The sequence below is a fragment of the Novosphingobium rosa NBRC 15208 genome (assembly GCF_001598555.1).
Lineage (GTDB): Bacteria > Pseudomonadota > Alphaproteobacteria > Sphingomonadales > Sphingomonadaceae > Novosphingobium > Novosphingobium rosa.
Map to the genome: position 1 here is coordinate 1 of NZ_BCZE01000061.1, position 18,281 is coordinate 18,281.

Sequence of the window (18,281 nt, forward strand, 5' to 3'; positions counted from 1 at the left end):
GCGAGGGGGTAACCCCCTCGCATCTTCCCTTTTACCCCTTCCGCCAACGGGCAACAAAGAACCCGTCCAGCCCGCCTTGCTCGGCAAGCATGCCGGGATCGGTCCGCACCCAGCCCTCGGCGGTCGGGGCGATGCCCAAAGGCAATTCGGCAGCCGAAACCGGATCAGCCACCAGACCCGCGACCTGCGCCGCCTGATCCCCACCTTCCTCACGCTCCAGCGAGCATACGGCGTAGACCAGCCGCCCGCCCGGCTTCAGCCAGCCCGCAGCGCGCGCGATCAGGGCCTGCTGGATTTCGGCCATCTCGGCGATCTGGCGCGCGCCGATGCGGTGCAGCACATCGGGATGGCGACGCGCAGTGCCCGTGGCGGTGCAAGGCGCATCGATCAGGATCGCATCGAACAGGCCTTCCGGCTCCCATTTCAGGGCATCTGCAGCGATGGTCTCGGCGTTCAGGCCTGTGCGGGTAAGGTTCTCGCGCACCAGTTCGAGGCGGCGGGCGGACTGATCCAGCGCCGTCACCTCCCAGCCCAGCGCGGCCAGTTGCATCGTCTTGCCGCCCGGCGCGGCGCAGAGATCCAGAGCGCGACCCGTTCCAGCCCCGATCAGGCGAGCAGGGATGGCAGCAGCCAGATCCTGCACCCACCATGCGCCCTCGTTGAAGCCTTCCAGAGTCTCGACCGCACTCCCGCGTGAGAGGCGCACATGGCCCGGCATCAGGCTGGTGCCACCCAGCTTTTCGGCCCAGAGCGCGGTTTCAGCGGGATCGCGCAAAGTCAGATCCAGCGGCGGGGGCACAGCCAGCCCCTGCGCCACAGGCAGAGCGCGCTCGCCCCAGCGCGCGGCGACGGCTTCGGGCAGGCTCGGCGTTTCGGGCAGGATGACACTGCGCTTTACCAAAGTGGAAAACACACCATGCGCCAGGCGGCGCGGGCCGCCCATCAGCAGGTCCAACCCGGTCGCCACAACCGCATGCGGCGGGGTTTGCAGCCGCAGCCAGCCCGCCAGCATCAGGCGCAGCACGGCGCGGGGCTTGGCATCTTCGGGCAGAATCTGATGCGTGGCCGAATCGATCAACGCGTCCAGATCGACCAGCCAGCGCAGCGCCTCGCCCGCCAAAGCGCGGGCCAGAGCGCGATCCTCGCGCGCGTTGATGCCCTGGCAGGCGGCGTGAGCGGCATTGTCCAGCGTTTCACCCCGGCGCAGCACGGCGTCCATCATGCGCAGCGCGGCGCGGCGGGCGGGAAGGCCCTTTGTATCCTGATCTGTCATCGGGGCGCCCTATAGCGTTTTCAAGCCGGGTGGAACCACCCGGCGGCTCGGAAAACGCGGTAACATAAAACTGGAGCGATTGGTCCGATGCAATCGGGTCAATCGCTCCCCTATCTTTGGCCATATTGAAATCGCCGCGCTGCGGGTGCATCTGGGGGCCTATGGCCGACACATCAAAGCCCTTTGGCAAACGCTCGACTCAGCGCCCCGCCGCTTTCGCCAAGCCCGCGCATTGGTCGAACGATCCGGCGCCCACCCCCGCCGCGCCGGTGGCGGAGGATGACCCGGAGGGCCTGTCGCCCACGCGCTATGGCGATTTCACGCGCAAGGGCATCGCCTGGGATTTTTGACCGGCCCCACCGCCAAGGTCTGAAGCTGACGTAAGGGGAATACGCCATGCCGATTGCCAGCCTGCTTTTGCTGCTTGCCGCCCAGCCGGCCGCAACCCCTTCCGCCGATCCGCTGGCTTTCGCCGCGCAAGGCCTTCTGGAATGCGCCGAGCCTGACGAAGCCTCGAAAACCTGCCACGCGCTGGCCCATTTCACCGCCCGCCCCGATGGCACCTTCACCGATGACACCGAAGTGCTGCTGCGCCCCGACAAGCCGGTGACGATCAGCTTTTCCGGCGTGGCGCATGTAAAGGGCAATCAGGTCTGCGGCACACTGTCGACGCAAATGGTACAGCAGGCCACGCTGCGCTACGCAGGCAACCCGCTGACAGCCGAGCAGACCGCCTCCATCATGCCACGCATTCAGGATGCCCTGACCAAGGATGGCCTGCTCGACAAGGAGCTGTGCTCAACCCGCACGCCTGACGGTACGGCCAGTGGCAAAGGCTTCACCCGCCATGCCACCATTGCGGGACAAACTGTCAACCGGCCCGACGATCATCTGGTCTGGGTCGCGCCGGATGCAGGCTATACGGTGGCGCCGAAACCTTAAGCCCAGCCGGACAGCTCGCGGCGCACCAAAGCTTCGATCATCGCCATACCATCCTCGCCCGCATTCAGGCAGGACAGCACCGAAAAGTCCTGACCGCCCGCTTCCACGAAGACCTCGCGCCCGCGGATCGCCAGTTCCTCCAGCGTCTCGACGCAATCGGCGGAGAAACCCGGCGCCACGATGGCCAGCTTGCGCGTGCCTTTGGCGGCTTCGGCGGCCAGCACGGTTTCGGTGGCGGGCTCCAGCCATTTGGCGCGGCCAAAGCGGCTCTGGAAGGCGGTTTCGACGCGCAGGGCGGGGAAGGCCGGGGCCAGAGCCTCGCCCAGCAGACGCGCGGTCTTGCGGCACTGGCAGTGATAGGGGTCGCCCAGATGCAGGGTGCGCTCGGGCATGCCGTGGAAGGAGAGCAGCAGCACCTCGGGCACGAAGGGCAGGGCCTCGAGTTGCCGCGACACATCGCTGGTCAGCGCCGCGATATGGGCAGGATCGTCGTGATAGGGCGGCAGGGTGCGGATCGCGGGTTGCCAGCGCATCGCGGCCAGAGCCGCCCCCACCGCATCCATCACGCTGGCCGTCGTGGCGCCGGAATATTGCGGATAGAGCGGGCAGATCAGGATGCGATCACAGCCCTGCGCCTTCAGCGCCTCGATCTCGGTGGCGATGGCGGGCTGGCCATAGCGCATGCCCCAGCGCACCGTCACGCCCTCCCCCAGCCGCGCCTGAAGCGCCACGGCCTGAGCCCTGGTGATCGCCGCCAGAGGCGAGCCTTCCTCGGTCCACACCTGAGCATAGGCATGGGCGGATTTGGCGGGCCTTGTGCGCAGGATGATGCCATGCAGGATCGGCAACCAGATGGCGCGCGGAATTTCCACCACACGCGGATCGGAGAGGAACTGCGCCAGATAGGTTCGCACGGCGGCAGGCGTCGCGGCCTGAGGCGTGCCCAGATTGACCAGCAACACGCCCATGCGGCCCACCTTCACAGCGGGATGAGAGGGAGGCAAAGCAGTCTGGCTCACGGTCATATCCTTAGTCTTCACTGCTAGTCCTCGCTTCCGAGGGGCAAACGGCGCAGGCGCAAGCCCGTCGCCGAAAACAGCGCATTGGCGATGGCAGGCGCGGCGACAGCCACGCCCAGCTCGCCGGGATCCTCGGGATCGGCGGTGGAAGCGATCAGGTCAACCACGACCTCGGGGCAATTGGCCAGCAACGGCAGATTGAGCGCCGCCAGCCGCGCGCCCGTGGGCAGGCCGCCGTTCCACACCGGAGCCGAGCCCAGCGCCAGACCCATGCCATAAACCAGCCCGCCCTCGATCTGCTGGCGGGCGATATCGACATTCACGATGCGGCCAATATCCGCCACCGCCACGATGCGGTCCACCGCCACGCCCTCATCGCCGCGCCGCGCCGTCACCACGGCGGCGATGCAGCCGCCCCGAATGCGATGGCAGGCGATGCCCTGCCCGCTGGCATCATGCCCGCCATTCCAGTTGGCCAGCGCCGACACCCGCTGCAGGCAGGCCGCCAGCCGGGGATCGCCCTCAAGCATGGCCATGCGGTAGGAGAGCGGCTCGCGGCCCTGAGCAGCGGCGATCTCGTCGACAAAGCTTTCGGTGATAAAGGCGCCGAGCGCGTGCCCATTGCCGCGCAGCCGCCCGGTGGGCAGGCCGACGCTGACCGGCGCCTGCTCGATGGCCAGCGCAAAGCTGTAAGGCGGCACAAAGCCTTCCATCGCCAGCGGATCGGCATGGGCATTCTGGTGATGCGCCATCGCCTCGGCGCGGCTGACGCCCTGCAGCAGCCGCGCGCCAAACTCCCGCGCGGCGGAGGGCATCGCCACGCGCAGCCGCCATGCCGCGATCGTGCCGGTCTGATCGACGCGCGCCTCGATCTGCGCGGCGAGCGGCGGGCGATGGATGGCAGTGAGGGCCTCCTGCCAGCGGGTATAGGTCAGCAGCACGGGCTTGCCGGTCTCGCGCGCGATCAGCGCGGCCTCCACCGCATGGGGGCATTCCAGCCGCGCGTCGAAGCTGCCGCCCGCCGCCAGCGGATAGAGCACCACATGCTCCACGCTGATGTCGAGCGCCTTGGCGACAGCACGGCGCGTCTGTTCCGGCGCTTGCGACGCCACCCAGATTTCGCAGCGCCCCTTGCGCAGCCGCGCCACGGCGCTGGCGGTTTCCAGCGGCGCGGCCACGGCAGCGGCGGCGTCATAACGCTGGCTGTAGGGCGGCTTGCTGCCCAGCAGCGCCTCGGGATCGCCCTGCTTGGCGATGGTCTGGCCACCCTGCTTGATCGCCGCCTTCAGCGCGTTATCCAGAGCGCCATCCACCTTCTCGGCGCTGATCGGGCGGTGGACGGAAAAGCGCGGCGCCACGGCGGCCAGCGCCTGCTCGGCCGCCCAGCTGTTGCTGGCGACGGCAGCCAGCCAGTCGGGCCCTTCCACCAGCTTGAGGAAACCGTTGATGCCCTTGGCTGCCTTGGCATCGTGCCCCGCCAGATGCGCCGCCTCGCCCAGCGGCGCGTGGCGGATCGCGGCAAAGAGCATATCGGGCAGGCGCACATCGCCCGCGAACATCCAGCCGCCATCCAGCTTGGCCGGCGCATCCAGCCTTGGGAAAGGCGGCGTGCTGCCCGATGGCAGGCGAGCGGGGCTTTCTGCGGGCGGCGGCCCGAGCGGCAGGGGATCGGGCAGGGTCAACCCGGAGGCCTCTTGCGCCAAGGCTCCAAACGCCAGACTCTGCTGGCCATGGCGCACCAATCCGGCAGACACGGTGCAATCCTGCGCATTCACGCCCCAGCGCCGGGCGGCGGCTTTTACCAGCAGCGCCCGCGCCCCGGCAGCAGCATGGCGAACAGGTGCTTCATAGGCGGCCAGAGACATGCCATCGGCGGTGGCGGTGAAGCGATGCTCCTGCGCCCAATGTCTGGCCAGCCAGTTGTCCGCCGGAATGCCGTTTTCGGGGGCCATCGGCAGCCACAATTCCGCCCAGCGCGCGGCCAGCGCCTCATTGGCGAAAATCTCCGAGACCGGCGCGAAGACCACGCCCATCTGTCGCCAGTCCGCGCCCAGCTCCAGCGCGGCGATCTGCGCCAGCTGGGTGCTGATCCCCTGCCCCATCTCCAGTTGAGGCACGCTGAGCGTGACCACACCATCGCGCGCCACCCTAATCCAGGCGTCGAAGGCCACCTCGCCCTCGCCCGGCGGCAGAGGCAGCGGGTAAGGCCGCTTGCGCAGCCCCCAGGCCACCACCAGCCCGCCGCCAAGGGCCGCGCCCACCAGAAGGTGGCGGCGCGACAGCTCCATGGTCAGGCGTGCGCCTTGAGCCATGCGGCCAGCTTGGCGGCGATGGCGGCGAAGGCCTTGCCCTGCAACGTATCGCCTGCAGCCGGAGGCCTGCCCGCATCGCTGTCCACACGGATCGAGAGGTCGAGCGGCACGCGGCCCAGGAAGGGCAGGCCCATCTCATGCGCGGCCTGCTCGGCGCCGCCATGGCCGAAGGGGTCGGAATGCTCGCCGCAATGGGGGCAGATGTAGCCCGCCATATTCTCGACCAGACCGATCACCGGCACGCCCACGGTATCGAACAGCTGGATCGCCCGCGCGGCATCCATCAAAGCCAGATCCTGCGGGGTGGACACGATGATCGCGCCCGCCGGCTTGTGCTTCTGCACCATGGTCAGCTGCACATCGCCTGTGCCCGGCGGCAGATCGATGATGAGCACCTGCGTGTCGCCCCAATGCGCATCGACCATCTGGCCCAGCGCGCCCGCCGCCATCGATCCGCGCCAGGCGATGGCTTTGCCCGGCTCGATCAGATTGCCCATCGAGAGCGCACGGATGCCGAAGGCCGTGGGGATCGGGAACATCTTGCTGTCGGCGGCCTCGGGCTTGATGCCTTCGGTGCCCAGCAGGCGCGGCTGGCTGGGGCCGTGGATGTCGGCATCGACCAGCCCCACCTTGAACCCCTGACGCGCCAAAGCCACCGCCAGATTGGCCGAGAGCGTCGATTTGCCCACGCCGCCCTTGCCCGCGCCAACGGAAATGATGATCGGGCCCTTGGGTTTGGGCGCTTCGGCAGGGCGGTCGGCCATGATGCCGACGCGCACTTCATTCACGCCTTCCACGCCCGCCAAGGCAGCGCGTATGGTCGCTTCGGCCTGCTCGCGCCCGGACTGGTCCAGTCCGGCGCCATCCAGCACCAGCGTCGCCACGCCATCGGCAACCCGCGCGGATTGCACCTTCTGCGCCAGGGCTGCGGGCAGATGCTGCTTGAGCATATCGGGCGAGATCATGGGCAGAAAACTTTCAGGCATCGGAACATAAGGCTTATCCTGCGCCCCTAGCAGGCTTTCCGCCATGGCACAGGATGAATTTCGGCAATACCGGCGCTTGTCCCCTGTTCTTGCGCGAAAGGCGTCCTATAGATGTGTTCATGAAGCTTTTGGGTGAATGGATCGACCGTCTCAGGCCGGGGCATGCAATGGCCCCGCACCTTCTGGCCAACCGCAAGGAGGATGGCGCGGAGGAAACCCCGCCGCCACCCGGCGGCGCCGACGCTGATGGCGCCCCCGACCAGCCCCCCGCTTCGGGTGACGGCACCCAGCCGCCCCGCAACCCATGGGCGCCCGAGGCTCCTCCGCCGCCGCGCCGCACGCCGGGGATCGAGGAGATTTTCCGCCAGACCCGCAACGGCGGCCCCAGGAAGGAGGGCGGAGACAAGCCCGGCGGCAACGGCGGTGGTGGCCCGAAGATCCCCACCCCGCCCGATTTGCGCCAGCTGCTCCACCTGCCGCCGCGCCACAATGGCAAGAGCTGGTGGCCCATCATCATCGGCAGCGCGCTGGTGCTGGGCGGGCTGCTGTCCTCCGCGCATCAGCTCGGGCTGCATGAGCAGGGCGTCGTCACCACCTTCGGGCAATACACCAGAACCCTGCAGCCCGGTTTCAACCTCACCCTGCCATGGCCCTTTCAGGATGTGGCGGTGAAGGATGTCACCACCATCAAGCAGCTTTCCGTCCCCAATGGCGAGGCGGAGAACCTGATGCTCACCAGCGACCAGAGCCTGGTCAACATCTCCTATGTGGTGCGCTGGAGCATCCGTGACCTCAAGCTCTACAGCTTCCAGCTCAAAGACCCCGAAGGCACCGTCACGGAAGTGGCCGAGGCCGCCATGCGTGCCACCATCGCCGAAGTGAAGCTGGGCGATGTGATGGGCGGCAGCGCCAGCGCGGAGGTGGGCGCCCATGTGCAGCAGCGCATGCAGGCGCTGCTGGATGCCTATCACGCGGGCGTGCTGATTCAGGGCGTGGACCTCAAAAAGGCCGATCCGCCCGGCAAGGTGAACGAGGCTTTCCAGAAGGTGCAGGCCGCCCAGCAGGACCGCAGCCGCTACATCCAGCAGGCGCGCGGCTATGCCCAGCAGACCATCGCCCGCGCCGAGGGCGAGGCCGCCGCCTTCGACCGCGTCTACACCCAGTACAAGGCCGCGCCCGAAGTCACCCGCCGCCGCATGTATTACGAGACGATGGACCGCGTGCTTTCGCAAAATGACAAGGTGATCCTGCCCAACGGCCCCACCACCTATCTGCCGCTGCCCGAACTGCGCCGCCGCGCCGAACAGCCGCCCGAGGCCGCTGGACCGCTGCCGCCCCAGATGGGAGGCAACCAATGACCGGCACCTTCTGGCAGGATCACAAGCTGGCGCTCAGCGTGGTGGCGGCGGCTGCCGTGGCGGCGCTGCTCAGCGTGATCGAGGTGGATGAGACAGAGCAGGCCGTGGTGCTGCGCAATGGCGCGCCGGTCTCGGTCATCAACAAGTTCAAGCCCAATCAGGATTTCGGCCAGACCGGCGCCGGGCTCTATGCGCGCATTCCCTTCGTGGAAACGCTGGTGCGCGTCGACAAGCGCATCCAGCCGATCGAGATGGACCGCCAGCTGGTGATCTCTTCCGATCAGCAGCGGCTGGAGGTCGATGCCTTCGCGCTCTATCGCGTAATCGATCCGGTGCTGATGGTCAGCACCGCGGGCACGATGGACCGGCTGAAGGAACAGCTGCAGCCGATCCTCAACTCCCGCCTGCGCCGGGGGCTGGCCTCGCACACCTTCCAGACCCTGCTCACCGCCGAGCGCGGCGCGGTGCTGGCCCAGATCCGCCAGCAGTTCGACCGCGAGGCGCGGCAATATGGCGTGCAGGTGATCGATGTGCGCATCAAGCGCGCCGATCTGCCCGAGGGCACCGCGCTGGAGCGCGCCTTCGCCAATATGGAAGCCGCCCGCGAGCAGGAAGCCACCGCCATCCGCGCCGACGGCCAGAAGCAGGCCCAGATCATCGAGGCCGATGCCGAGGCCCGCGCGGCGCAGACCTATGCCGCCTCCTTCGGCAAGGATCCGGCCTTCTATGACTTCTACCGCGCCATGAAGAGCTATGAAGCGACCATGGCCAATCCGCAGGTCAAATCGGGCACCACCATCGTGCTGACCCCCGACAATGACTATCTGCGTCAGTTCCGGGGAGGCGGCAAAGCCAAATAAGTCATTTACTCAAACAGGTTACGCTTAAGGCGCTGGAACGCCCCCGAACATGAACCATTCAAACTGCGTTCAGGGCAAAAAGCGCCAATATCAGGCGAAACCTCACGTTCATCCGCCCGTTTAGCCATATGAATTGCTCTTGCGCCTTGCGCCCCGACCGGGGCAGCATGCGCCGACATCAGAAAGAGGACCGAGCCACGTGCGATATGTTTATGGATTGACCAGTGCCCTGTTGCTGGGTGGCGCCACATTTTCGCTCGTTTCCGGCTTCCCCGCCGGAGCGCAGGTGGCGCAGAACGATGCGCAGAAGATGTCCGCCGTGGTGCCCCGCGCCGGTGCGCCCGCCAGCTTCGCCGACCTCACCGCCCAGCTGCAGCCCGCCGTGGTCAACATCTCCACCCGCCAGAAGGTGAAGGTGCAGAATGAAAATCCGCTGGCCGGCACGCCTTTTGAAGGCATGTTCGGCGGCCAGAGCGATGGCGGCGGCAGCGGCGGCCAGACCCGTGAGGCCCAGTCGCTCGGCTCGGGCTTCATCGTGTCGGCGGACGGCTATGTCGTCACCAACAACCATGTCATCACCGCCGAAGGTCAGGGCGAGGTCGAATCGATCAGCGTCACCCTGTCGGACGGCAATGAATATCCCGCCAAGCTGATCGGCAAGGACGCCCAGTCGGACCTGGCCGTGCTGAAGATCACCACCCCCAAGCCCCTGCCCTTCGTCAAGTTCGGCGACAGCGGCGCGGCCCGCGTGGGTGACTGGGTGATCGCCATCGGCAATCCCTTCGGCCTGGGCGGCACCGTCACCGCCGGCATCGTCTCCGCCGTGCTGCGCAACACCGGTTCGGGCGGCGCCTATGACCGCTACATCCAGACCGACGCCGCCATCAACCAGGGCAACTCGGGCGGCCCGATGTTCGACATGAAGGGCCAGGTGATCGGCATCAACCGCGCCATACTCTCGCCCACCGGCGGCAGCGTGGGCATCGGCCTCGCCATCCCCTCCGACATCGCCTCGCCCATCGTCGACAAGCTGATCCACGGCAAGACCATCGCGCGCGGCTACCTTGGCGTGCGCATCCAGCCGCTGAACGACGATCTGGCGGATTCGCTGGGCGTGCCCCACAACAAGGGCGAGTTCATTCAGGGCGTCGAGCCCGGCAAGGCCGCCGCGGTGGGCGGCATGCTGGCGGGTGACGTCGTGCTGCGCGTCAACGGTCAGGAAGTCAGCCCGCGCCAGTCGCTGTCCTACCTCGTGGCCAACACCGCGCCCGGCACGCGCATCCCCATCGACATCATCCGCAACGGCAAGCCGATGACCCTGCAGGTCACCGTCGCCACCCGCCCGAGCGAGGAAGAGCTGGCCCAGCAGACCTTCGATCCCGACAATGCCGGCGGCGACAACCCCTTCAAGAAGGGCGCCAACCCCAAGGCCCCGGCCAGCAGCGGCCTGACGGAAAAGGCCATCGGCCTCTCCGTGCAGCCGCTGACGCCGCCCATCGCCCGCGCCGTGGGCGTTGCGGAAAGCACCAAGGGCGTGGTCATCGGCTTCGTCGACCCCAATTCGGACGCGGGCTCCAAGGGCCTGTCGCGCGGGGACGTGGTGATCTCGGCAGGCTATCAGCCCGTCAACACCGTGGCCGAGCTGGAAGCCGCCATCCGCGCGGCCCAGGCCTCCAACCGCCCGGCGCTGCTGCTGCAGGTGATCCACCGCGGCCAGCCCGCGCAATATGTGCCGATCCGCCTGCGCTGATCGGTTCTTCAGGATTGCAAAGGAGCCCTCGCCGGTTGGCGGGGGCTTTTTGTTGGTTCAAGGGGTTTGAAGAAAGAGAAGATGCGAGGGGGTTACCCCCTCGCGCTCCCATTCCGTCTCCCAACGATACGGCAGTGGTTCCGAAGCGTGTTGCCCCGGCTCTCCATCTGCGCAAAGGAAAGGCGCCGCAGGCAGGAAGCCCCGGCGCCTTACGATAGCTTGGAATTTTAAAGCCTGCGGCGCCGCGACCTAGCTCTTTGGCCGAACCCGAAGCGCACCGTAGACATTAAAGGGAGCGCGAGGGCGATGGCCCTCGCACTTTCCCCTTCAACCCCTTTAGTAAATCCCGAAACCGGGCTGCGCCACCGGCTTCTTCTTTTGCTGAGGCACCGGCACCGGCTGCGGCTGCTGGGCCTGAGGCGTCTCGGGCACGGGCTGCTGCTGGTCCGCATCCCCGGCGCCCGGCTGCGCCTGCTGCTGCGGTGGCAGAGGCTGGCCGTCGGGGCCGACGAGGTTACCCTGATCGTCAGGCGAGAAATAGGCGTTGGGGTCGCCCATACCGGCCTGATCGTCGGGCTCCAGCTGCCATTCGGGGAGTTTCAGCTCGGTGTCGAAGGGCTCGGCGGGGCGCCCGGCGACGGCGGTGCGCATATACTGCGCCCAGGCCCGCGCCGGGGCGGTACCGCCCTGCAGGCCGGGGACGGGGTGCGCATCGTCGCGGCCCATCCACACGCCGGTGGTGATGCCGCTGGAGAAGCCCATGAACCAGCCATCCTTGTTGCTGGTGGTGGTGCCGGTCTTGCCCGCCACGGGGCGCCCGATCTGGGCGGCGCGGCCGGTGCCGATGTTGACGGCGGTCTGCATCAGGTCGGTCATCCCCGCCGCCACGTAGGGCGCCACCAGCGTCTGGCCCTGCGGCTGGGGATGCTGGTAGAGCACCTTGCCGCTGGCGGTCACGACCTTGACGATGCCATAGGGCGTCACCGAGGAGCCATGGGCCTGCACTTCGGAGAAGGCGCGGGCCATCTCGATCAGGCGCACCTCATTGGTGCCCAGCACCATCGAGGGGTTGGTGGCAATGGCGGTGGAGATGCCGAAGCGCCGCGCCATGGCCGCCACCTGATCGAAGCCCACCTTCTGGCCCAGCTGGGCGGCGACGGTATTCTTGGAATAGGCGAAGGCGGTGCGGATATCGATCTGGCCGGCGTAGCGACCGGCGTCATTATGTGGCGTCCAGCCGTCGATGGTGACGGGTTCGTCGTTGATCGGATCGTCGGGCTTCACGCCGGATTCCAGCGCGGCGAGGTACACGAACAGCTTCCACGCCGAACCGGGCTGACGCATGGCCTGCGTGGCGCGGTTGTAATTGCTGGTGACGTAATCCGTGCCGCCCACCATGGCCAGCACGCTGCCATCGCGGTCGAGCGACACCAGCGCGCCCTGCGCGCCCTTGGGAGCGTTGGCAGCGACGGCGGCGGTGGCGGCGGACTGCATCTTGGGATCGAGCGTGGTCCAGACTTCCACCGGCTCGGTGTTGTCGGTGCCGATCAGCGTGTCGAGCTGGGGGAGCGCCCAGTCGGTGAAGTAGCGCACCGAGTTCTGCGCGGGCTCGGCGGCCATCTTCACCTTGTCGAGATGCACGGCGGCATGCTCGGTGGATGTGATGGCGCCGGCATCCTCCATCACATCCAGCACCACGCTGGCGCGGTCGACAGCGGCCTGAGCGTCGGCGGTGGGCGAGTAATGGCTGGGGGCCTTCACGAGGCCTGCGATGATCGCGGCCTCGGGCAGGCTCAGCTGGGTGCCGGGGTGGTTGAAGAACTTGCGGCTGGCTGCGTCCACGCCGTAAGCGCCGCCGCCAAAATAGACCTTGTTGAGGTAAAGCTCGAGGATCTGGTCCTTGGAGAACTTCCACTCCAGCGCCATGGCGATGAAGATCTCCTTGATCTTCCGGCTGAAGGTGCGGTCATTGTTGAGGAAGATGTTGCGCGCCAGCTGCTGCGTCAGCGTCGAGGCGCCCTGACGGCGGTGGCCGCTCTTCACGTTCACCGCGGCCGAGCGCATCATGCCGATGGGATCGATGCCGATATGGTCGCGGAAGCGGCGGTCCTCGGTGGAGACGATGGCGTCCTTCATCACCGAGGGGATGCGGTCATAGTCCAGCCACTGGCCGTAGGAGGGGCCGATCACCACCAGCTGCGATCCGTCACGCGCGCGGACAAGGATCGTCTGGCCGTTCTGGCTGGATTTCAGCGATTCCATGCTGGGCAGGCTCTGGGCTTCGAAATAGACGATGCCGAAGACCAGGGAACATGCCAGCACGCCCAGAGCGGCCAGCCACACCAAGATTTTCACCCAGATACTCCGTTTGGCCCCGATACCCTGTTTGGAACGCCGAGGTTTCGGGGAGCCTCCGCGAGGGGGCTCGCCACCCGATCCCTGATTTGCCTGGCGGCGAATATCGCGTCTTGCCATTGCGTGAAATTGCATCCCATCGGCGGACAGGCAAGGCGCGAGTCCGCAGCTTTCGCGCCCTCCTAGTGGATCGCGAGGGCAAGGTTAACCCCTGCCCCCGCTAAATCTGCCGAAAAGCGCCTGAACAGGGGCTTACCCCATCGCTTCAGGCTCGAAATCCAGCGCGGCGCTGTTGATGCAGTAGCGCAGGCCCGTCGGCCCGGGGCCATCGGGGAAGACATGGCCCAGATGGCCGTCACAGCGGGCGCAGCGCACTTCGGTGCGAACCATGCCATGGCTGACATCGCGATATTCGGTGATGGCTTCCTCGGCCTGAGGGGCTGAATAGGCGGGCCAGCCGCAGCCGGAGTTGAACTTGTCCTCCGAGGTGAAGAGCGGCGCGCCGCAACCGGCGCAGACATACTCGCCCTCTGCAAAGAGGTGGTCATACTCGCCGGTGAAGGCGCGTTCCGTGCCCGCCTCGCGCAGCACGTGATACTGCATGGGGGTCAGCCGCTCACGCCATTGCGCGTCGGTCAGCGTCTGGGGATCGGCGGGGAGATCGGACATGGCGGGGGAACTCCTTGGGAAGCAGGGGCCAATATGGAAACGCCCCCGCCCAGCCGCAAGGGTTGGACAGGGGCGCATCGGTTCAGGCGTGCTTACAGCTTGGCGAAAAGCGCGGTCATCCGGGCCCAGGCGCGCTCGGCCTCTTCCTTGTTGTAGCTGGGGGCGTCCAGCGTGGTCCAGCCGTGGTCGGCGTGATAGACTTCCACCTCCGCCGGGCGACCGGCGGCGGCGCAGGCCTTCTTCAGCGCATCCTTGTCGCCGGGCGCGCGCGCGTCGTCATTCTGGGCGATGGCGAAGAGGAAGCTGGCTTTCGTCTTGGGGATCAGCGCGATGACGCCATCGGGCTTGTCATCCACCAGACCGCCGCCATGCAGCGAGGCGCAGGCCTTCACGCGATCGGGCGCCACCGCCGCCGCGCGCACCGTATAGCTGCCCGTCATGCAGTGCCCCGCCGCGCCCAGCCCGCGCGCCTTGCTGACCGAGGGCTGCTTGTCGAGAAAGGCCACGAAAGCCGCCGCATCCCTGGTGATGCGCTCCGGGTTCAGCGCCGCGATGGCGGGCTTCAGCTTCTCCGCGCCAGCCGGGGTGCGCCACTCGGCCATGGTCGCCAGCAGCGAGGCTTTCGCCGTGCGGTAGTAGTGATTGACCACCAGCACGCTGTAGCCCTCACCCGCCAGTCGCTTGGCCCACAGCTTATAGGCATCGCGCAGGCCCGCAATATCCGGCCAGACGATGATGCCGGGATGCGTGCCCGTGGCCGGGTGATAGAAGAAGCCATCGCATTGCCCATCGCCCGTGGGGATGCTGACCGCCTGCTCGACCACGCCCGCCGCCGCATAGGCCGGGCTCGCCGCGATTGTGGCCAGACCCGCGCCTGCTGCCAATCCCGCGAAATCGCGGCGCGAGACGCCCATGGCTTTGAGGGCCGCCTCTTCCTCCAGAACGGTGAAATCATCGCACATGATTTGGATCTCCTGCTCATGCACCCCCTCTGTGCGGGGCGGAATGAAGCATATTGCGGAGGGTTCGGCTATTCAGGATTTTGCAGGGAGAAAAGGAAAGATGCGAGGGGGTTACCCCCTCGCGCTCCCATGACGTCTTCCGACGCACGGGCAGCTGTTCCGAAGCGTGGCGCCTCGGCTCTCCACCTGCGCAACGAAAAGGCGCCGCAGGCAGGAAGCCCCGGCGCCTTCTATCGTTTCAAAGCCTGCGGCGCTGCAAACTGGGCCCAAGGCCGAACCCAACGCGCGACGTAGACATGAAAGGGAGCGCGAGGGCGATGGCCCTCGCACTTATCCTTCCTTCTTACCGCCCCTTGAGAGCCGCCTCACACTCACCCAGCAGCTGGGTGATGATATCCAGAACAGGCTCTTCCTTGGTGACCATGCCCACCGACTGGCCCGCCATCAGCGACCCGCTCTCAACGTCGCCGTCGATCACGGCGCGACGCAGGGCACCGGCCCAGAAGCGCTCGATCAGCAGCTGGGCCTCGTGCATGTCGACCTCACCGGCGTCCAGCTTGGCGGCGACTTCGCGCTGCTTGGCGGTGAACTCCTCGGTGCCCTTGTTCTTCAAGGCGCGCACGGGGATCACAGGCAGGCGGGCGTCCACCTGCACGCTGGGCATGGCATCACGCGCATGGCCACGGAAGAAGGCCTTCTTGAAATCGGGGTGAGCGATGCTCTCGGTGGCCGCGGCAAAGCGCGTGCCCAGCTGCACGCCAGAGGCGCCCATTTCCAGATAGGAGGCAATCGCCTCGCCGCGACCGATGCCGCCCGCCACGAAGACGATGTTGTCGGCGGCCAGTTCGGGCAGGATTTCCTGAGCGAGAACGCTGGTCGAGACGGGGCCAATATGGCCGCCAGCCTCATGGCCCTCGATCACCAGGGCATCCGCGCCGCTGCGCAGCAGCTTCTTGCCCAGCGCCAGCGTCGGGGCAAAGCAGATCACCTTGGCGCCGATCTCCTTGATCGCCTCAAGGCTGCCCTTGGGCGGCAGGCCACCGGCCAGCACGACGTGGGTGACCTTGTGCTTGGCGCAGACCTCGATCAGCTCGAAGAGCTTGGGGTGCATGGTGATGAGGTTCACACCGAAGGGCTTGCCCGTCAGCGCAGCGGTGGCGGCGATCTCCGCATCGAGCAGCTCGGGCGTCATGGCGCCGCAGGCGATCACGCCGAAGCCGCCAGCATTGCTGATGGCCGCAACGAGGTTGCGCTCCGAAACCCAGCTCATCGCACCGCACAGAATGGCATGCTCGCTGCCCAGGAATGCGGCGCCCCGTGCCATCAGCGCCTTGGTCTTGTCCGTCACCAGTTTCTCATATTTTAGGGGGTCTACAACGCGGCCCTATAGAGCGCGCATGGCAAAACGGCAATCCGCCCCGGATATACCCCGGTATAGCGCGACAATATGGTCATAAACCCGTATTATCCAAAGCCTCGATCAGTGTGACAGGCTTAACCGTTTTTGCGGCACGCACATGGCGCGCTAGCAAGGCTGCATCTGATCCGAAGGTTTTGAGGAGGCCCACCCATGTCCGATTCCGACACCCCCACCGGAAAATGCCCGGTTGCCCATGGCTCCACCCCGCTGACCACCGCTTTCGGCGCGCCGGTGGTGGACAATATGAACTCCATGACCGCCGGCCCGCGCGGCCCCCTGCTGATGCAAGATGTGTGGCTGCTGGAGAAGCTGGCGAACCTGAACCGCGAAGTGATCCCCGAGCGCCGCATGCACGCCAAGGGTTCGGGCGCTTTCGGCACCTTCACCGTCACGCATGATGTCTCAAAGTACACCCGCGCCAAATTCCTGGGCGAAGTGGGCAAGCAGACCGAGATGTTCGCGCGCTTCACCACCGTTGCGGGCGAGCGCGGCGCGGCGGACGCCGAGCGCGATATTCGCGGCTTCGCACTGAAGTTCTACACCGAGGAAGGCAACTGGGACATGGTGGGCAACAACACCCCCGTGTTCTTCCTGCGCGACCCGCGCAAGTTCCCTGACCTCAACAAGGCGGTGAAGCGCGATCCGCGCACCAACATGCGCAGCGCCACCAACAACTGGGACTTCTGGAGCCTGCTGCCCGAAGCCTTCCATCAGGTGACCATCGTGATGTCCGATCGCGGCATCCCGGCCAGCTATCGTCACATGCATGGCTTCGGCAGCCACACCTACAGCTTCATCAATGCGCAGAACGAGCGTTTCTGGGTCAAATTCCACTTCAAGACCCAGCAGGGCATCAAGAACCTGACCGACGCCGAGGCCGCCGATGTGGTGGCGGGCGACCGCGAGAGCCATCAGCGCGATCTGTACGATGCCATCGAAAACGGCGACTTCCCCAAGTGGACGATGTTCGTGCAGATCATGCCCGAGGAAGAGGCGGCCACCTGCGGCTTCCACCCCTTCGACCTCACCAAGATCTGGCCCAAGGCGCAGTATCCGCTGATCGAGGTGGGCGAGTTCGAACTGAACCGCAACGCCGCCAACTTCTTCGCCGATGTGGAGCAGAGCGCCTTCGCGCCCAGCAATCTGGTGCCCGGCATCAGCGTTTCGCCCGACAAGATGCTGCAGGCGCGGCTCTTCGCCTATTCGGATGCGCAGCGCTATCGTCTGGGCGTGAACTATCACCAGATCCCGGTGAACGCGGCGCGCTGCCCGGTGCATTCCAACCACCGCGACGGTTATATGCGCGTCGATGGCAATTATGGCAGCACCATCCATTATCAGCCCAACAGCTTCCACCAATGGGAATCGCAGAGCGACTATCGCGAGCCGCCGATGAAGATCGACGGCGCGGCGGACTTCTGGAACTTCCGCGAGGATGACGCCGATTACTTCAGCCAGCCGCGCGCCCTGTTCCAGCTGATGACGCCCGCGCAGCAGCAGGTGCTTTTCGAGAACACCGCGCGCGGCATGGGCGACGCGCCGGACTTCATCAAGGCGCGCCATATCGCCAACTGCCTGCGCTGCGATCCGGCCTATGGCACGGGCGTGGCCAAGGCTTTGGGGATGGCAGTGCCTGCCGATGTGCCGAGCGATCCCGAGCTGGCTGACTGATCCACGAAGCCCTGAAGGGTCGCACAAGAACCCGCCCCCGGACGGACCACCGGGGGCGGGTTTCTGGTTTTTCAGGACGGAAGAGAAAATGCGAGGGCCATCGCCCTCGCGCTCCCTTTCGTGTCTGCGCTGTGCCACGGGTTCGGCGTCGCGCCGGATTGGCGGCATTGCCGGGCGTTGAAATTGCCTGCGCGGCCTATCTGCCTGCGGCGCAGGAAGATGCGGCTATCCGGAGTTTGAAATCGCAAAACCGCCTGTCAGGACACGACGACATTGCGGACCTTCGTGGATCGTGGTTCAGTGCGATATGGCGTTCAGGCGAACTTGGATAAGGCGAACCGCCTTTTACACCCTTGCGTATTTTTGGGCTGCGGCTGCTGCGCTGAGCATTTCTCATTTTCTCAACTGGCAATATGACGGCGGATTAGGCTGGTGGGCTGTTGTGGCTTTCACCTTTCCCGCTGAGGTCATCGAAAGCTTTCTGGCCGCCCCGATAAATGCTGGTGCAAGAGGGATTTTCTGCGTCAGCATTCTGGTCGTGGCGACGGTTGCAGGCTTGCTAGGGCTGTTGAGAGGGTCAAAGCCGACCAACGGCAGCTAACCCCAACTTAGCAGTCAGTCCCCCCGCTGCACAGCAGCCCGCAATAACTGCCACGCTGCGCCCTACCTCCAACGTCGAACCCATAACGCCAAGGCCGACAACT

15 protein-coding genes are annotated in these 18,281 nt (G+C 66.3%); 7 read left to right on the plus strand and 8 right to left on the minus strand.

Features of this window, described 5'->3' with window-relative positions; all coding sequences use genetic code 11:
- Positions 1 to 31: 31 nt before the first annotated feature.
- Positions 32 to 1,273, minus strand: a complete 1,242-nt coding sequence (locus SR3_RS21175) for an RsmB/NOP family class I SAM-dependent RNA methyltransferase (protein ID WP_068090446.1) — start codon at positions 1,271 to 1,273, stop codon at positions 32 to 34.
- A gap of 161 nt (positions 1,274 to 1,434) precedes the next feature.
- Here SR3_RS21175 and SR3_RS21180 point away from each other — a divergent pair, with 161 nt between their 5' ends.
- Positions 1,435 to 1,623: a DUF1674 domain-containing protein gene (locus SR3_RS21180; protein WP_068090449.1), complete on the plus strand. Its 189-nt coding sequence runs from the start codon at positions 1,435 to 1,437 to the stop codon at positions 1,621 to 1,623.
- A gap of 46 nt (positions 1,624 to 1,669) precedes the next feature.
- Positions 1,670 to 2,215, plus strand: a complete 546-nt coding sequence (locus SR3_RS21185; RefSeq protein ID WP_068090450.1) for a hypothetical protein — start codon at positions 1,670 to 1,672, stop codon at positions 2,213 to 2,215.
- On the opposite strand, the gene hemH is transcribed toward SR3_RS21185, so the two are convergent.
- The 3 genes from hemH to SR3_RS21200 are packed head-to-tail and all read right to left on the minus strand — an operon-like array spanning position 2,212 to position 6,310.
- Positions 2,212 to 3,240: a ferrochelatase gene (hemH, locus tag SR3_RS21190; RefSeq protein WP_068090452.1), complete on the minus strand. Its 1,029-nt coding sequence runs from the start codon at positions 3,238 to 3,240 to the stop codon at positions 2,212 to 2,214. The two genes, SR3_RS21185 and hemH, sit on opposite strands and share 4 nt — an antisense overlap.
- A gap of 17 nt (positions 3,241 to 3,257) precedes the next feature.
- A complete protein-coding gene (locus tag SR3_RS21195; RefSeq protein ID WP_245654034.1) occupies positions 3,258 to 5,546 on the minus strand; it encodes a molybdopterin cofactor-binding domain-containing protein in 2,289 nt (762 codons plus the stop codon).
- The gene (locus SR3_RS21200; protein WP_245654036.1) at positions 5,525 to 6,310 is read right to left on the minus strand and encodes an Mrp/NBP35 family ATP-binding protein; all 786 of its coding nucleotides are present in this window, start codon (positions 6,308 to 6,310) and stop codon (positions 5,525 to 5,527) included. The genes SR3_RS21195 and SR3_RS21200 overlap by 22 nt, the downstream gene beginning before the upstream one ends.
- Positions 6,311 to 6,699: 389 nt before the next feature.
- Here SR3_RS21200 and hflK point away from each other — a divergent pair, with 389 nt between their 5' ends.
- From hflK to SR3_RS21215, 3 genes are all read left to right on the plus strand, one after another.
- Positions 6,700 to 7,890 (plus strand): protease modulator HflK, encoded by a 1,191-nt coding sequence (gene hflK / locus SR3_RS21205; RefSeq protein ID WP_169805680.1) that lies wholly within the window; start codon positions 6,700 to 6,702, stop codon positions 7,888 to 7,890.
- Complete coding sequence (gene hflC, locus SR3_RS21210) at positions 7,887 to 8,750, plus strand: protease modulator HflC (protein WP_068090459.1); 864 nt, start codon at positions 7,887 to 7,889, stop codon at positions 8,748 to 8,750. Before hflK ends, hflC begins: the two co-directional genes overlap by 4 nt.
- Positions 8,751 to 8,949: 199 nt before the next feature.
- Complete coding sequence (locus tag SR3_RS21215) at positions 8,950 to 10,500, plus strand: Do family serine endopeptidase (RefSeq protein WP_174549174.1); 1,551 nt, start codon at positions 8,950 to 8,952, stop codon at positions 10,498 to 10,500.
- 336 nt (positions 10,501 to 10,836) lie between these two features.
- Here the strand turns inward: SR3_RS21215 and SR3_RS21220 are convergent, their stop codons facing one another.
- The 4 genes from SR3_RS21220 to SR3_RS21235 form a co-directional block, all read right to left on the minus strand.
- On the minus strand, positions 10,837 to 12,975 hold the full coding sequence (locus tag SR3_RS21220) for a transglycosylase domain-containing protein (protein ID WP_084455792.1): 2,139 nt from the start codon (positions 12,973 to 12,975) through the stop codon (positions 10,837 to 10,839).
- A gap of 132 nt (positions 12,976 to 13,107) precedes the next feature.
- Complete coding sequence (gene msrB, locus SR3_RS21225; RefSeq protein ID WP_068090461.1) at positions 13,108 to 13,524, minus strand: peptide-methionine (R)-S-oxide reductase MsrB; 417 nt, start codon at positions 13,522 to 13,524, stop codon at positions 13,108 to 13,110.
- Positions 13,525 to 13,616: 92 nt separating this feature from the next.
- Positions 13,617 to 14,486 carry a dienelactone hydrolase family protein gene (locus SR3_RS21230; protein ID WP_068090463.1) on the minus strand — a complete coding sequence of 290 codons (870 nt, stop codon included), beginning with the start codon at positions 14,484 to 14,486 and terminating at the stop codon, positions 13,617 to 13,619.
- A gap of 343 nt (positions 14,487 to 14,829) precedes the next feature.
- Positions 14,830 to 15,810 carry an NAD(P)H-dependent flavin oxidoreductase gene (locus SR3_RS21235; protein WP_084455796.1) on the minus strand — a complete coding sequence of 327 codons (981 nt, stop codon included), beginning with the start codon at positions 15,808 to 15,810 and terminating at the stop codon, positions 14,830 to 14,832.
- Between the two features lie 246 nt (positions 15,811 to 16,056).
- Here SR3_RS21235 and SR3_RS21240 point away from each other — a divergent pair, with 246 nt between their 5' ends.
- The gene (locus tag SR3_RS21240; RefSeq protein ID WP_068090466.1) at positions 16,057 to 17,577 is read left to right on the plus strand and encodes a catalase; all 1,521 of its coding nucleotides are present in this window, start codon (positions 16,057 to 16,059) and stop codon (positions 17,575 to 17,577) included.
- 292 nt (positions 17,578 to 17,869) lie between these two features.
- A complete protein-coding gene (locus SR3_RS31505) occupies positions 17,870 to 18,178 on the plus strand; it encodes a hypothetical protein (protein ID WP_157099017.1) in 309 nt (102 codons plus the stop codon).
- The last annotated feature ends 103 nt before the right edge of the window (positions 18,179 to 18,281 follow it).